1 protein-coding gene (cut by a window edge) is annotated in these 17,923 nt (G+C 73.3%); it reads left to right on the forward strand.

Annotated features, from left to right (window positions below):
* Positions 1 to 17,885: the end of a hypothetical protein gene (locus tag ABT160_RS10165; protein ID WP_351645964.1), read on the forward strand. Its footprint begins 19,759 nt before the window's first position; the window shows 17,885 of its 37,644 coding nt (coding positions 19,760-37,644); its start codon lies beyond the left edge, outside the window; the stop codon is at positions 17,883 to 17,885.
* Positions 17,886 to 17,923 lie beyond the last annotated feature (38 nt).

Below are 17,923 nucleotides of genomic sequence, written 5' to 3' on the forward strand. Positions count from 1 at the left end.
CCGTTGCCCCGCCCACGCTCACCACCCTGTCCACGGCCGCGCGCGACATCGTCACGGAGCCGAACACGAAGGACGACCCCCAGCACACCAGGAGCTACCGGACGGCGATCACGTCCCTCGGGCAGTACCCGACCGAGGCCGCGTCGGTGCGCCAGGAGGCGTTCGGCCTGATGGCGCGGTACTTCCCGGTCGCCGCCCCGCTGGGAACGCTCCGTTCCCACGGCGAACTGGACGACCGCGACCTCCAGGACTACTACCGCCGCGTCCAGTTGGGAGTGATCGCCGACCGGAACACCAACAACAACACCACCACCGGCGGCCCGTCCGCCGCCGAGGAAGTGGCCCGCTACTTCGCGGAGAAGTACCGGCGGGAGAACTCCCTGTCGGCCCAGGTGCGTCAGGCGATCGCCACGACGTCAGGCCCGTCGGTGACCCCGGGGACACCGGTCACGCCGATGGCCGCACGCAGGGCGCTGGAGGAGCAGCTGGAGGAGCACCCCGGGGAACAGGGCGAGCACGTACCGGGCTACGAGGCCGACCTGGACCCTGAGATGTTCGGTCCGCTCGCCCAGTTCTCCCCGTTCGAGAACATCGCCGGCGCCAGGAACCGGCTGTCTCCCGGCACCCGGGAACTCTATGACCGCATCGCGCAGGACCTCGTCAACGAATACAACCCCCGCCTTGACGCCGCCTTCCAGGGTGCGACTCCGGAACAGGCCCGCATGCTGGAGGCGCGGCGCCTCCAGGAGGCGCAGCGCGTGGCCCACGTGCTCCACCTCATCGCCTCGCAGCGCCCGCAGGGCGCGGAGCCGCTTCTCTCCGCCTGGGACACCGGCGGCCTCCTCGGCCCCGGCCGGCACCGCCGGCTCAGGGACAGCGAATGGCTTGCGGCCGCCCGACTGGCTCAGGAGTACGCCCAGGGGTGGCGGGAAGTGCTGGACCTCGGGCCGACGCCCGAGTACACCCCGGGCGAGGGGTTCCAGGAGACGGCCCCACCGCCGACCGTCGCGGGGCCGTCGACCGCGCCGGTGCCGCCGGTGACGGGCCAGGCGCAGGGGCCCGCCGAGCTGGCGGAGTACACGTTGGCCCGGTCGTACGAGCAGATCGTCGTGGACCTCGCCGCCGGCTACGCGTCCGAGATCACCGCGTCGGTGGTCGCCACCGTCGAGCACGTCCTGGGCACGTACGACCTCCAGGGCGCCGAGGTGGAGGTGGTGGCCCCCGGCGGCACCACGGTGAGGATGAACGCGGCCGAGGTCTACCACAGGATCATGTTCGCGCTGCTCCTCGGTATGGACGAGTACGGGGCGGTTCCCCGGCACAAGACCGCTGCGCTCTACGTCGCCCGACAGCTGGCCGAGGGCGTCGCCCTGGCCCCGGAGTCGCCGGAGGTCCAGGTCTCCTCCAGCGCACAGCAGCGGGAGGCCGGGGCGGAGGACGCCGTCGACACCACGGAGCCCCAGGACACCGCATCCACGTCCTCGGCGTCCTCGGCCTCCTCCACCCCCGAGTTCCTGGAGTTCGTACGGAACCAGCCGCTCGGGACGATCCGCACCGAACTGGACGAAGTCTGGGCCCCGGACGTCCACCAGCGCGCGCGGGGCCTGGCGGAGCAGGTCCTGGAGACGCGGATACCCGGCTCGCGTCCCCACCTCGACCCCACGGCCTACGGCGCCGCCGGCCAGCAGTTCCGCTGGGAAGGAGCGGTCTCGCGGCTGATGTACGCCATGTACGTCGCCCAGGAACAGCTGGGCACCACCGAGTTCGGCGACGACGTCCTGGCGGCGGCCCGTGAGATCGCGGAGGGTTACGCCGAGTGGTGGCAGCCCGCCCCGCAGCCCGCCTCGCAGTCCGTCCCGCAGCCCGAGACGACGGTCGAGCAGGAGCCGCAGGACCAGGAGGAACCCCAGGGCCACGCACCCGCGATGCTGCACTACTCCGTGGCTCCCGCGCCCCAGGTCATCCCGGCGACCCCCGAGGAAGCGGTCGACATCGCGGCCTCGGCGGCGCGCGGGGAGATCGAGGCCGCCCTCTTCAGCGACCTCACCGAGGAGCGCTACCAGCCGCTCACGGACGCCGCGGCGCTCATCGCCGAGGAGCACCTCCCCTACGCGCCCGACGTCGACCCGTACAGCGAGGAGGGGCAGCAGGGCATCGACCAGCTCATCCGGATCGCCTACGCCCTCCACCTCGCCCAGCAGGCCCTCGGCACGACGGGGACGCCGCCCGAGGTGCGGGCCCCCGGTGTCGCGCTCGCTCGGCGCTTCGCCGCGCAGCGGGCGGAGGTGTTGGAGGTGGGGTCCGAGCAGGACGAGGACGACGAGGACATCGTCCCGTACGTCCTGCACGACGGCCAGGACGCGCAGCAGGCGCTCACCGCCCTCGTCGGTGACGCGGAGAGCGCCCTACTGGAAGACGTGGAAGCGCGGCTGGAGACCGCGCCGCACCTGCGGGACGCCGCGCGGGAGATCGCCGCCGTGCACAACCCGTACGCCCCAGGTTCCCTGCTGGGGAGCGGGATCGAGGCGCGGGTGGCGCGGCTGCGCCGGACGATCGAGGAGACGCGCATCGCCTACGCGCTGCTGCTTGCCCAGGAGTACTACGGGACAAGGCAGTTGACGCCCGAGGTGCGGGAGGCGGCCATCCAGCTCGCGGGCCGGTTCGCCGACTACCGCATCGAGGAAGGGGATCCGTCGGCCGTCGCGCCTGCGGAGCCCCAGCAGGTCAGGCCGGAACAGCGGCCGGAACCGGTGACGGAGGCATCGGAGGAGGAAGTCCTGCCCCCGTACAACCCGGTGGCCGAGGACACCTCCCTCCCGCAGATCCCCCTCCTCGCCGCGAACGTCTCCAGGGAGCTGCTCGACCACCGCCTCACCGAACTCGACTCGGCCGACCACTCGCGATTCTCGGCCCTGCGGTCCGAGGCGCAGCTGATCGCCGGCATGAACATCCCCGTCCCGACGGCCACGGACGACACGGTGACGGCGCGCAAGGCCGACCAGGTCAAGCGGCTGATGTACGCGATGCTTCTCGCCCAGGGCGTCCTCGGTACGCAGGCGATCGACGACGAGGTCCGGGCACCGGCCCTGCTGCTCGCCGAGGCCCTCGCCACCAGCGCCGAGTCCCCGGCCTACGAACGGCAGGACCCGACCGCGGAAGGCCCTCGCCAACAGGACCCGAGCACGGACGGCCCGCGCCAGGAGGACCCGGCGCCGAGCATCTCGTACGAGCCCCTCGAAACCGCCCTGTGGAGCCCGCTGTCGGAGCTGATGGACGCGATGAGCGTCCTCGGTGACGAGCAGTTGCGCGGCCTGAGGATCCTGGCGGGCCAGGTGCTCGACGAGTTCGCTCCCGGCGCCCAGGTGACCGGCGCCCAGGTGACCGGGAGCCGTGAACTCCGCGGCGAGCAGTCCCTCCGCATGCAGTACCTGCTCGCCCGGACGCTGAACCAGGGCGAAGGGCCGCTGGACGAGTCGACCGTGGTGCTGCCCACGGCCGACGACGACCTTCCCGAGCTGTACGCGGCCGCCGAGCTGGCCCAGCGGTTCTCGTCGCCCTCCGTCCTCTCCATGGCGCAGGCGGGCGACCTGGCACGGCGGTTCACCGCAGACCAGCTGGACCAGATCCTGTGGTACGAATCGGGAGCCGACGCCACGCCCCTGCTGACCCGGGCGTCGGCGCTGCTGCACACCTACGCGTACGAGCCGATGGCCTTCGGTGCGCCGTCGCCGGAGGTGGGTGAGCGCCGGCGTGCGGAGCGCAACCGGGTCGCGTACCTCCTCCACCTCGAACGGCGCGGCGAGGCCGTGCGCGGCGCCGCCCGGACGCTCGCCCAGGAGATCGGCGCGGCCCGCGGCGCGGAGATCCGCATCGCCCCGCCCGGTGGGGGCGACGTCACGGAGGCGTCGGACACGGGCCTGGGGACGGTCACCGAGGAGAACGAGGTCGGCACGTCCTCGACCAGCCAGGACGTGACCGACCCGGAGGGCCGGGACGTCCCGCGTCCGCTCGACGAGGCGGCCGTGACGCGGCTGCTGATCCTGATGAACAGCGGCGACGACGTCTTCTCGTACGGCCACGACCCCCGGGCGGTGCACGAGGCGATGAAGGCCGAGTCGTTCGTGTACGGGTACGAGCTGGACCGCTTCATCGCGGAGCTGGGCCACCGGAACCTGGACGGGCTCGCCGACTACCTCGACAGCGTGGGGCTGCACGAGAACTTCGCGACGGCGTGGCTGGGCCTCCTCGAACAGGACGGGACCCTGGCGGCGCTGAGGGACGCGGACGACTACGCGCCGGACAGCGTCCTCGCCGACTTCCGCATGGAAACGGAAGAGGGGGAGAGCGGGCCGGAGGTGATCCCCCCGCACCCACTCTTCGACGACGTGAACATGGTCCTCGACGACCTCCTGGGCCCCGAGCCCTCGCTGCCTCAGGGCCACAAGGCACCGACGACCGCCCAGGACTTCTACGCCAGCACGCCTCCGCTCCCGGACCGGTACGCCGAGCCGACTGCGGGGAACGACCACGAGCTGGAAACCGAAGCCGACGCGTCGCCCTCGCACGCCCGGCAGGAGAGCCACGACCTGCGGCGGATACCGGTCCTCGACATCCCGGAGCCCCCGGTCATCCCGGGCATCCGCGGCCGGGCCGAGATCAGCGTGCGCAGCCAGCACCTCACCGGCGCCATCTCCTTCCGCAAGGCGGGCACCTCCCTGCTGACGGGACCGAAGGCGACGAACGACCCGCGGGACACCAGCACGGTGCCCCCGGTCGTCGTGGAGAGCGTCGAGCGGGGGCTCCAGAAGCTCGTCGGCCGGGACCCCGTGCTGATCGAGGCCGAACCCGACTACGCGGGCGACGGGATCAGGATCCACACGGACGGGGTGCGCAGGACCGTCAGCGTCCAGGAGTTCGCCGACCTGCTGGTGTCCGACTACGGCCTTGAGCCCGGCAGGCCGGTCCTCCTCGCCGTCTCGGACTCCGGCACCCACGCGCCGAGCTTCGGCAAGCAGGGCGGGATGGACCGGGGCGGCCGGGAACCCCTGGCCCAGCGCCTGGCCAACGCGTCGGGGCGCGAGGTCATCGGCCTCAACGGCGACACGTACGTGCAGACCGCCAAGCCCGAGCTGCGCGAACTGGTCGTCGGGCGGGAGAAGTCACTGCCCGGCCGCGCGGTCACCCAGCTGACCGTGGTGCCGTCCCCCACCAGCGCCAAGGCGATCCAGTGGGACCCTACGCCCTACTTCCGCCCCTCCCAGGGCCTCGACCCCGACATGATCCGGCAGCAGTGGCCCGGGCGCCGGATCGTGACCGCGTACGAGCTGACGAGCAGGCGGCGGGAGGACGGCTCGTACGTTCCGCCGTTCGTCCGCCGACTGCCGAAGCCGGTACTGGAGTCGAAGGGCGACCCCGGCTCGCTCGACGCCTTCCCGGCGCTGGTCCTGAAGAGGCCCGTCGTGTTCGACGAGAAGCCCCCGCTGGCCCTCTCGGCGGACGGCACCCTGGCGGTGAACGCCGAGGCCGAGGAGCCCACGGAGTTCTACGCGACCGACGAGGTCCTCGACGCGACCGAGAGCAAGCTCGCCGCGATCGGGAGCAAGGCCGAGCTGGTCCGCGTGCCCGAGAACAGCGTGACCGTCGTCGTCGACGGCCGTCCGCGCACGCTCACCATGGCCTCCCTGAACGTCCCCGACCTGGAGAGCGACGGCTCACGGGACTTCGCGGCCGCCGTCGCGGGCGGGCAGCTGCAGCACCTGGTGCTGCACAACCAGCAGCCCGACAGCGTGGGCGAGACCGGTGAGTCCGGCACCGTACTGATCCCGTCGAGCAGCGCCCAGGGCGTCGAGGTCCGCGTCTTCCACGAACTGGCGGACGGGATCCTGGACGTGATCGACGGGCAGGCCGACCCGACCCTGGTGAACCCGACCTGGGCGCGCGACACCGCGTACAACTCCACGGGCGGCAGGACCGGGCTGCGGGCGGGGCGCGGCGACGCGTACGGGCGCACGCTCCACCCCCGGACGGCGAGTCCCCGGGACACCGACCGCAGGACCCGCGCCTCCCTGGCCCTGGGCGTGAACGAGTTCACCTGGCCCGCCCTCGGCGACGTGTACGTGAGCCAGTCGATCGGCGTCGGGGGGATGATCGGCACCCGCGACTACAGCACCGACCACTCCCGGGGCGAGGACCCGGTCAGCGATCCGAACCCCGCGACCAACCACTTCGCGACCGTCGTCGGCGAGAGCGAGAACGGGCTGCACCACATCACCGTCGAGAACTACCGGCGGGTGCCCCCGCTCCAGCCCGTGCTCGACGAGGCGCTCGACCAGCTCGCGGAGATGTACGAGGGCAGCGCGGAAGGGTTCGTGACGGCCCTGCGCGCCGCGCTCGTCCCGTTCACGACGGAGGAAGCGGCCCTGAAGGCACAGCTCGCGGGGGTGAAGGCGCGCATCGGCTCCGCGAGGGTTCCGGAGAGCGAGAAGGTGCCCCTGCGGGAGCGGCGCGCGAACCTCGAACAGCGCCTGGCCGACAACAGCAAGGCGTCCCAGCCCACGCGCAACCGCCTCGCCCTGGCCAACGGGATCGGCGAGATCCTGGCGGCCCGCACCGTGATCGCCACCGCCCGGCAGGCCATCGGCTCCGGCTCCGGGCAGCAGGAGGAGGCGCGGCGGCAGGAGCAGCAGGGCCTCGCCGTGCTCGCCCGCGCCCGGACGGCGGCCGGCAAGGCGCTGCTCGCCCTGTCCGGCACCGACGAGATGGGCGCCAACGCGGACCTGTACCACTTCAGGCTGTACGGGAAGGCGGCGGGCGAGACCTTCTTCGAGACCACCGCGCGCGGCGGCGGCGATCCCCGGCTCATCTCCAGGACGCCCAACCCGCTGGTCGCCACGGGCCAGCACGGTCCCACCGCGCGCGACCTGGAGATCGTCTTCAAGAACTCCGGCGACAAGGCGCTGGACGCCCTCGCCCAGGGCCGTGTCCAGGCCTTCGCGCGGGACGTGGCGCGGAACGTGCTCTGGCGCGTCCAGCACGGGATGCCCCTGCCGGTCATCAGGATCACGGGCAGCGGTCGCAGCGCGACGAGCGCGATGGCGTCGGGCCAGAAGCGGGCCGACAACACCAAGGCCCACTTCACGAAGGCACTCCAGGCGGCCCTCGACGAGTTCGCGCGCCAGGGGTACCGGGTCCCGCCGCTGGGCGACTTCCTCATCCAGTCCGCCTCCGTCGGCCGTCAGACACTGGTGCGCCGGCGGTCGTTCTCCCCGCCGACGGCCGGCACGCCGACCCGGCGCCCCTCGATCTTCCGGCAGAAGAGCGAGGACGCCGCCCCGGAGGCCGAGCAGCGCCGCGTGATCGTGGAACTCCTCGAACCGACCGAGTTCCGCGACGTGGCCGAACTCGACGAGTACCTCAACGCGCTGTCCGGCCAGGTGCGCACCGACCTGCTGAAGGAAGCCGCCTGGATCAACGACCTGCACAACCCCTACCCGCCCGTCGACGCGTCCGACCCGGTGCGCGCCAACCGCATCGCCACCCAGCGGAACAAGGCGGTCAAGCGCATCGCCCACGAGCTGCGGACCTGGCACGAACAGGGGGCCCAGGGGTCGTCACCCGGCACGGTCCTCGACCGGGAGGCCAAGGGCAGGGCGGTGGCCAAGGCGGTGCAGCTGGCGCAGCGGCTGGCCCGGGCGCGCGGCGTCGTACCGCTGCCGACCCCCCGGAACGTGCCCGGGAGCCTGGTGGGCCTCACGGCGACGGGCACCACGCACCAGCCGCAGCACCAGACCGCCAACGCCCCGGCCTCCGACGCCGAACGCGGCGAGCTGACGCCCGCGCGCAGCACACCGCTGCCCGAGGACCGGCGGCTGGCCAAGAACACGTGGTACGGGCGCCGGGACACCGGGCCCGGGGGCTGGGCCGCGGTGCACACCGAGGTGTACGACCCCGCCACGCGACCGGACGGCGAGGGATCGGGGCCGGGCGTGCTCGCCGGCTCGAACGTGCTGGTCCGGTCCTTCGTCCAGCGGGTGCAGGCGACGGACGGCCGCTGGGTGCGCAACGTGCTCGTCCACCTTCCGGTCAGGCCGGGCCGCGGCTTCGGGGCGGGGGAGGTGGCGGCCCTGGAGCAGCGGATGCAGGGGCTGCTCGACAAGCACATCAACGTCGGCTACCAACTCCCTGAGTCCGGAGACCAGTTGCACATGGAGGTGAAGCTGACCGAGCAGCCGGAGCACACCGAGGCCGTACGCCTGGAACACCTCGGCGACTCCGAGGCCGCGCGGTCCGACCAGCTCGTCCTCCACCTGCACCGCGAGTCCGGGAACCCCGGGCAGGACGACGGCGTGCTGCTGCACGAGCTGCTCCACTACGCGGGGCTGCGCGACCGCTACCCGGACCCGGACGTGCTGTTCCGCCGGTCGGCGCGGACCACGGACGCGTACGGGATCATGACCAGCGTCCTCGACCTGCCGGGCGGCACCGCGCAGGCGTGGCTGCCCGCGGCGTACCTGAGCCAGATCGAGGACGCGCACGACTCGGGCCCGGTCATGAAGGAACGCCCGCTGGGCGCGCCCACGGTGGCGGTTCCGGAGGTCCCGGTGTTCCCGATGGCGCCGAGCGGCAGCGTGCCGCTCCACGCGGCGGCGTCGTCGCCGAGGATGCCCGCGATCCTGACGAACGTACGGGAGAAGTTCTTCGGCAGGGGCGGCGACGAGACGTCGCCGGTCGAGGAGGAGGAGCCCCTGGGCCGGATGAGTTCCGATCCGTTCAAGGGGCTCGGGGGCGACCTCCCGCCGAGGAGCGACCGCGAGCAGATCGCGTCGGACGCCGCGGATGTCTACATCCGCAGGTACGACCTGGCCGAATTCCCCGGCATCAAGGAGCTGTTGACCGCCGAGATCATGTCCGGCGGCCAGCGGGCCGGGCAGGCCCTGGCCGCCGCACTGGCCGAGGAGGTGCGCGGCCGGAGGGAGGCGGAGGAGGCGTCGGCGCAGCGCATCCTGGTGCCCCGGGTCGACCGGTCGGCGATCCTGGACCGGGACCAGCGTCTCTACCAGGCGGTGCGGTACGACTTCACCGTCTTCAACGAGTGGAAGAGGAAGGCCAAGGACCTCCTGGAGTCGGACGTCGTCTTCCCCTCGCTGCCGCAGAGTTCCCGGGCCTTCAGGCCGTACAAGGACCTGTACTACGGCACGGTGATCGACATGGCGCTCGCGCTGTTCGAGCACCGGGACGCGCCCGACCCCGAGGCGGAGGCCGTCCGGATCGCCCACGCGGTGCGTGAGGCGTACGAACTCGACGCGCAGCCGCTGACCGTTCCGCACCTCCCGGACGGCGCCGTCCGCCAGAAGGCCGAGTACCTGCTCGAACTGCTCGACGGAGACGAGGAGGCATTCGAGACCGCGGCCGAGAAGGCGGCCCAACTCCTTCTGAACCACGCCCAGTTCACCGGCCACCTGGTGCCCGGTCCCGAACAGGCCCTGTGGCGGGACCTGTACGAGGACTCCGTCCTCACCCTCGCGGGCACGCTCGTCCTGAACGAAGGCGCGCCCGACCCGCAGTTGGAGGCCGTAAAACTGGCGGTCCTCATCCGCAAGCGCCTCGGACTCGGCGTTCCCGCCGACGAGTTCGCGGCCCAGCAGGAGGACATCCGGGACGACACGCCGCAGCCACCCGCCACGCCACTGCCCGAAGAACTCCACCGGCCCGGTCTGCCGGTGCCCGACGAGGCCCGGGCTACGGCGGCGGACGAGCACCTCCGCCGGCTGCTAGGCGGGGACGGGCAGGCCTACCGGGAGGCGCGGCACCGGGCCCGGGCCGTGCTCCTCGGCGAGGTCGAGGTCCTGACCGCGATGGGGCCGGGGCCGCAGCGCGAGCAGTGGCGGGCCCTGTTCGACGAGGCGGTGACGGACATCGCGACGATCATGACCGAGCACGCGAGCTCGCCGCACCGGGAGGCCCTCGCCACCGGGTACGCGCGCGGATTCGGTGCGGACCTCGGGCTCGCACCCCACCGCGGCCGGGGTCCGGAGGAACCCCCGACGACCCTCGCCGAGTTCGAGCAGGCGACCACCGGGAGGCCGAGTGGTTTCGTCTCCCGGCAGGACGTGCTGCTCTACAAGGGCTTCGAGCTGCCGGACGCGCCGGTCGAGGCGGTGCGCACGCACCTTAAGTTCCTCGCCCTCGAAGGGGTCTACGCCCGGGACTTCGTGACCGCGTCGAAGCTCTTCCTGAACCCTGACGTGCCCACCGAGGTGGCGCGACAGGCGGTACGGGAGCGGATGACGGCGCGCGGCCTGGCGGGGTCCACGGCCGACTTCTGGGCCGCGAGCCTCAGCGCGCGCTACCGCAAGTGGCGCCCGGCCGGCGGCACCCCGCGGGGCTCCGGCGGACACGGGGGAAGCGGCGGGCCCGGCCACCAGCAGCGGACGAACGACGACGGCGACAGTTCGGAGGGCGCCTCAGCGGGCGACCGGGACCGGGGCCACGACGACCTCGACGGGGTGGACGACTTCACCCGCGCCCTGCGCGGCGACCTGGCCTCCCTCGAAGCGCACGCGCTCCGGGTGAGGGACCGGCTGCTCGACGACGCCTCCCCGGACCCGGCCCACCGGGACGCCGTCGGTGCGGAACTGCACGCCGAGGGCACGTCCCGCGCCGCGCACCGCAACCCGCGCTGGGCGTCCCTGGGCCCGGGGCCGCGGGACGCGTACGCGTGGCTGGCGGCGGACGCCCTCCACCGCCAGGGGAACGAGGCCGCCCAGGAGCTCATGGAGGGGCTGCGCACCGCGGAGGCCTTCCTCCAAGACGGCAGGAGGCACCAGGCGGAAGCCCTGCGCGCGGCGCGGGACCTGCTGGCGGTCGCGTACGGACAGCGGCGTACGGAGACGGAGCTACGGCACCGCCTGGAGACGGCCCAGGTCGCGCACGCGTACCGCACGCACGGCCCGGAGGCGGCCGAGCGCGTCGTCCACCGCCTCGCCCGCTCCTCCGCGGACGCCGCGACCCGGCGGGCACGGTGGGACGCCGCCGAGGAGGCCGAGCGGGAGCTGCGCGGGGACCTGGGCGAGGACGGCGCCGCGACAGTGCTGGCGCGGGCGCGGGACGCGCTCCAGGAGTTCGGCCGGATGCCGATCCGGCGCCAGGACTACGGCACCGGCCAGTACCAGGCGCTGATCGAGGTCGCCGCGGCCGTGCGCACCGACCCCGGCGCTGCCCGCGAGGCGGCCCGCCGGGCGGCGCTCACCCACGGCCTGGAACTGCCGCGCGCGCCCCGGGGAGGCGCACCCGGCGGGACGTCGCAGACGGTCCCGGCCCCCCGGATGCCCGCCAAGGCGGCGATCAGCCGCGGGATGCCCGAGCACTTCGGCCAGAGCGCGAGCCAGTGGCCGGCCAAGGGGCAGCAGTCGCTGCGGCGGCTCGCGGCACTGGTGCGGTCGGGGGAGACCACGCAGGAAGCCGTGGACAACGCCTTCGCGCAGGCCGAGCGGGAGATGGCCGCCCACTACCCGGGCTGGGCGCGGCTGCCGGAACAGGCCGCCAAGGAGCTCAAGGCCGTGCTCGCGCTGTCGCTCTGGCAGGGCGGCGAGGGCAGCGCGCTGACCGTGGGGACCCTGATCACGGACGAGGCCGTGCTGCTCGCCGCGAAGCCGCCGGACCAGCGGCTGGGGGAGCACCTCGCCCCGCTGGTGTCCCGGGCGTACGACCTGATCGCCGCCCACTACCCGACGTGGGGCTCCCGGGGTACCACCAGCGAGCGCTACGCCGAGTTCGTCCATGTCATGCGCATGCTGCACGACCAGACGGAGACCGCGGTCGTCGCGGAACTGCGCGCACGGCAGGACCGGGTGCACGGCTCGGCGGGGCGGGACGCCTTCCGCTGGACGTCGCTGCGCCCGCGGCGGTCGCCGGACGCCCGGGTGTTCGTCGCGACGTGGTCCGAACTCGACGCCGACACCGCGCAGTTGTGGGACGTCCACGACGCCGGGACGGGGGCGTCCTACCTCTACGACGACGAGGACGGCGAGCCGTACGAGAACACGGACCCCGTGCCGCTGCCCTGGGCGGGAGAACCGGTCCTCTACGTCGACCTGCACGGCGTGTCCGGCACCTTCGCCCCCGTGATGGCGCAGGCGGAGTTCGGCAGGGTCATCAGCGCGGGGGAAGGCCCGTCGGACGGGCCGGCGGCGCAGGACGCGGAGCCGGACCAGGACGCGATGTCCGACGGCGAGGAGGACGGGCAGGGGAGCGGGCAACCAGGGGCGGCGTGGCTGAGCGGCACCCAGACCCTCGGCCCCGAGCACCTCGTCGACCTGCTGGTCGACGACCCCGTCTTCGACGAGATGGCGCGGCACGCGCAGCAGCGGGGGACCGGGCTCCACATCGTGTTCATCACCCCGGGCACGGCACGGGACACCGGACGGGTCCGTACGACGCTCGACACGATGGCGGCCCGGATGGGCCGGTGGACGGCCGCCTCGGGCCTGGAGGTGATGCTGCACGGCAGTCCGTACGACGTGGACCTCGAGCGGCGGGACGGGGTCCTGCACGTCGCCTCCGAGCCCTCGGACGATGGGTTCGTGACGGTGCGGGCGGTGCCGCCGCACGTGCCGGAGCTCTTCCACGACGGCTCGTTCGACGGCGCCGTGACCCTGCGCCCGAACACGGACGGCCCGCCCACCCTGCCGGTGGGCGCGTCCGCGTCGCTGACCGGGGCCCTCGGCCAGCTGCCGCCCGGAACACCGGTGTACTTCGTCGACGCCACCGGCTTCGGCGACTCGGTCCAGGGCGCGCCGGACCAGGGGGGCACGGCCACGCGGTGGGACATGACCCGGCTCGACCAGGCACTCACCGCGGGCATCACGCCCGGCCGCCCGGTGCCACCGGGCGCGGCCCTCGTCCTCGGGTGGAACCACTCGGGCCTCGGGAGCCCGGACCACACGTCACGCGACTTCGGGCCGACGACGTTCCGGCACCCGGCGACGGGCAAGCTGCTGATGCCGCCCGGCGTCGGCAGCGCGACCCCGGACTCCACGGCCCGGGACCGGGCCGGGGAGACCCGGGCCCGCCACGCGTCGGCGGCCCAGCGACTGGCCGACCTGCGCCGCGCGCCCGTCATCGGCGCCGGGGGACTCGTCGGGTACGGGAAGGAACGGCAGCGGGGCACGACCGTGCCGCTCGTCGGGCCCTCACGGAAGCAGCACGGCGCCGACGGGGCCGAGGAGAACACGGAGTGGACCGTCTTCTGGCCCCGGGAGCAGGAGACGACGAGCACGTCCTCTTCGGTGCAGGGGCCCCGGCGGGAAGACGACGCGTCCGACGGCCTCGCATGGGCGGGCGCCGTCACCGTCGGGCTCGAAGACCTGAGGCGAAGCCTCGAAGGGCGGCTCGACGCCGGGGCCCGGGCCGAGGCGGCCCTCGCGTCGGTCGTCACGGACGAGCGGACCGCGTCCAAGCCGCTGCCGGCCTCCTTCGGCACGACGAGGCAGGAGCAGGTGGACGAGGCCTTCCAGGTCGCCGAGGGGCTGTTCGCGCGCCACTACCCGGGGTGGAGCGCGCTCACGCCGCAGGAGGCACGGGCCGTCAAGGCCGTCGCCGTACGGGAGTTGTGGGAGCACGGGCCCGAAGCGGCGCAGGCGCTGGGGCTCAGGATGTCCGACGAGGCGGCCCTGATGAGTGCCCCGACGGGCCGGCTGAGCCGTGAGGAGTACCTGACCGAGGCGTTCACCCAGGGCGCCCGGTACCTGCGCCACCACTTGCCGAAGTGGCCCTCGCTGACCGCCGGCGAGCGCTACCGCTGGCTGGTCAGGGCGGCGCGGGAGGTCATGGAGGACCCGGCGAAACTCGTGGACCGGCTGAACGCGGAACAGGCCCGGGTGATCGGTTCGTCACCGGTGTCGGCGTTCCGGTGGGTGAGCATGGCCCCGTTGAAGTCCCCCCACGCGCGCGTCATCATGTCGATGCCTCCCGGGGACGAGGGCCGCACGGTGAGGATGTGGAACAGCCACGACGCGGGCCCGCTGAGCCGGCTGGAATTCGAGGACCAGGACTACAAGGTCCTGGGTCAGGAGCCCCTGCCGTGGGCCGGGGAGCCCGTGCTCTACCTGGTCATGCACGGCAACGGCTACATGGTGGCCGCTTCACCGGCCGACACCGCGTTCGGCAGGATGGTCCAGGGGACCGACCCCGACACCGGGCGCACGCTGGGGCCGGTGCCCTACGGCCGCCCCGAGATACCGGTGACCTCAGAGCACTGGATCGACCTCGTCGTCCAGGACCCCGTCTTCGCGCAGCTGACGGACCTCGCGCGCGAACGACGGGAGCGGCTCAACATCGTCTGGATCTCGTGCGGAACCGGTGCGGACTACGGCCAGGCCCGCACGGCTCTGGGCGCGGCGGCGACGCGCCTCGGGGAGATCGTCACGCAGCCGGGCGTGGAGATGGTGATGCACGGCAGCCCGCACATCGTCACCGTGCGGACAGGCGGGCACATCTCGGTGAACGCACCAGCCACCGAGAAGGCCTTCTGGTCCCTGCCGATACGCGCCCCGCACATACCGGAACTGGCCTTCGAGTCCCCCTTCAGTGGCGCCCTCACGGTGCAGCCCAACACCGGGACCCTGCCCCGCCACCCCGTGAAGGCCGCGCCCGAACTGAAGCAGCGCATGGCCGAACTCCCCCGGGGCAGCACGTTCTTCTACGTCGACGCGGAAGGCTTCGGCCCCTTCGTCGACGGGACCGCGCTCACCGCGACGGGTCACGCCCCGCCCGCCCACTGGGACATGGCGGCGCTCCAGCGGGAACTGCTCGCCCGCCAGGTCCCCGCCGACGCCGTCCTGGTGCTCGGCTGGGACTTCTCGGCCCGGGGAAGCGTGCTGGACGAACCGGACGCACCCGTACGGACGCCACAGCGCGACGAGGAGGGCCGCCTCCTCCTGCCGCCGCCGGTGGAGAACATCCCGGGCGTCAAACCGTACGTCCCGGAGGTCACCGTCACGCGCCGTTCCGAACGGAGCACCTCGGCCGGACAGCAGCTGGCCGACCTGAGGGGCCGGCCGGTCATCGCGCTGTGGGGGTTCCGCCGCTACGGCGCCAAGGACAGCGCGGCGGGGCAGGGAGCGGTGGTCGGGAGCACCCCGTCCGAGGACATGGCGGAAGGCGACTACGAGAAGTGGCACGTCTTCCACCCGAAGGGTGCCGAGCCCGCCCCGACCCGCCCCGGCTGGATGCAGGTGGTCCGGCAGGCGAGCCAGCGGCTGCTCGACGAGGCGAACGTCTTCGCCGCGCGCAGCCGCGAGACGCGGGAGCGCACGGCACTCCGGGTCCGGCGGGGCGAGCTCGCGCTGGAGGACCTCCGGACGGCGTACGCCGAGGTACAGGCGTACCTGGCCCAAGCGACCCCGAACTACGGTGCGCAGACCGCCGCACAACAGGCCCTGCTGGACGACCTCGTGGTGGGCGAGCTGCTGGAGCGCGGCTGGACGGCGGCCGTCGGTCTCGTCACGGCGATCGTCGACGCCAGCGCCCTGCTCCGCAGTGCCCCTCAGGGCGTCACGGTCGACGCGCACGCGCAGACGCGCTTCCGCCAGGCGTACGACCTCCTGGCCGCGTTCGAGCCGAGCTGGTTCTCCCTGACCGACCCGGATGAGCGGTACCGCAGGCTCCTCGCCGTCGCGGTCGGCGCCGGGGCGCCCCAGGGGCTGCTTGAGACCTTCCGCGAGCGGCAGGAGCGGTTCCACGTGCCGGACGGGAACCACCCCTTCCGGACGGCGTTCACCACGCCGGGCCAGGCACCGCACACCCGGGTGGTCAGCCTGCTGGACGCCACCCAGGAGGCGGACGACCTGCCGCGCTGGGGCGACCACCGGTCCGACACCGGGCTCACCACCTTCGACTTCATCGGCACCCCGACGACCGGGCAGAGCCCGTCGACCGGACAGCCCCCGGCGATCGGCGGGCCACCGGTCCTGGGCAGCGCGCCGCTCCCCTGGGCCGGGCAGCCGACGGTGTACCTGCACCTGCACGGCCACGACGACCGGGGCCTGCTCGCGGCGACGGCGGACCCCGGGTACGACGGTTCACCGCTCGGGTCGGCGCAGACCGCCGGACGGCAGGGCCCCCAGCCCCGGGGCCACCGGGTGATCAGCCCGGAGGAGCTGGTGGACCTCACGCTGGCGAGCTCCGCCTTCCAGGAGGCCGCGGACCTCGCCCTGCGCGGCGACACGCCGCTCAACGTCGTGGTCGTGGCGAACGGCACCGGCTCGTCGCCCGACCGCACGCGGGCCACGCTGGAGTCCATCGCCGTCCGGCTCGGCGAACGCGCGGGAACGGGTGGCCCCCGACTCGTCGTGTACGGAAGCCCGCACGCCACGGCCCCCCTCGACGGCGGGACGCTCGGAGTCTTCGCGCGACCCGGCGACGAGCCCTTCGTCCACGTACCCGTACACCCCCTCCTCGTCGAACAGCTCGACGTCACACCGCCCTTCAGTGACACGTTCTCCTTCCAGCTGCCCACCGAAGCGCAGCCCCAGGAGGCCCTCGGCGCGTCGGCGGCACTCAGCCGGAAGCTCGCGCTGCTCCCGCGGGACACGCCGGTGTACTACATCGACGCCACCGGGTTCGGTGCGCGGATGCAGGGCTTCTGGCCCGGCGAAGGGCGCCGGTGGTGGGACATGGGCGTGCTGGCGGCCAAGCTCGCGCTCATCGGGATCCCGGACGACGCGGCGGTCGTCCTGGGCTGGAGCCACTCGGCCGTCGGCGGCGGATCCGCCGCCCTGCGGCTCGCACAGCTGCGCGACGGCCCGGTCCTCGGCATGACGGGCCTGCGCCTCCTCGGCACCGAGGCCGAGGGCGGCCCGTACGTCACGCTGGTCCGGCACATCGGGGTCGACGAGGAGGAGGACGGGGCCGAGGAGTGGGTGCTCTACCAGCGGCCGCAAACGCCGGACTGGGACGAGGAGATGGACGACTCCGACGACTCGTACGAGGACCCGAACGAGGGCCCGTACGAGGACGGTGGCTCCGACGCCGACGACGGCTCCGACGCCACCGACGGCTCCGACATGGCCGAGGACTCCGAGACGGACGAGGACCCCGGGGACTCGGACGGGGGCGGCGTCGAGAGCGGTGACGAGGGTGAGGACGAGGTCATGGGGAACGGCGAGCCTCCCGTGGGGATAGCCAGGTCCTTCATCAAAGAGTTCGAGTCCCGGGTGCGGAAGGACGGCGGGGCGCCTGTTCCGTCCGGGCCGAACCCCGCCCGGGTGCAGGACCGTGTGCGGGAGGCGTCGCAACGGGCACGGCAGAGAGTGACGCCCGGCGAGCGCTCGCGGAGCCTCGACGCCTCCAGCGCCTGGAAGTGGCTGGAACGCACCCCGTGGCGCCGCGAGCACCTCTCCGTCAAGGACGTCGCCCGGCGGCTGTGGCCCGAGGACTGGAGCGCCGGTCCGCACCGCGTCCACACACGGCTGATCGAGCACTCCGAGGAGTACCGGAAGCACTACCGAGAGGCCCGCAGGCTGCTCCTCGGCGACGGCACCGGACCCGTGCCCGTCGACGGAGTGTCCCAACTGGCCCAGTTCGTCCGCGTGATGGGCTTGCACGACAGCCTCGTCGACTTCTGGGCGGAACGCGTGACGATCGGCCACACCGGCATCGACGGCATTCCCCCGGACACCTGGCGGCGCGCGGAGGAACTCGTCGGGGAACACGCTCCGTTGCCCGCACCGAACGGCCTCTGGTCCGCGACGAAGACGGAGGAGGCGGCCGTGCTCCACGCCGAGCACGTCGCCTCGGTGGCGCGGCTGCTGCACGAGGGCGCGGACGAGCGCCGGGCCCTGGACGCGGCGAGGCGCCTCAAGGCCTCGCTGGACGTGGCGGATTGAGGGAGTCCAGAGCCCCGGAGAAGCACGGAGGGGGACGC

It is taken from the genome of Streptomyces sp. NPDC001941 (assembly GCF_040296945.1).
Taxonomy (GTDB): domain Bacteria; phylum Actinomycetota; class Actinomycetes; order Streptomycetales; family Streptomycetaceae; genus Streptomyces.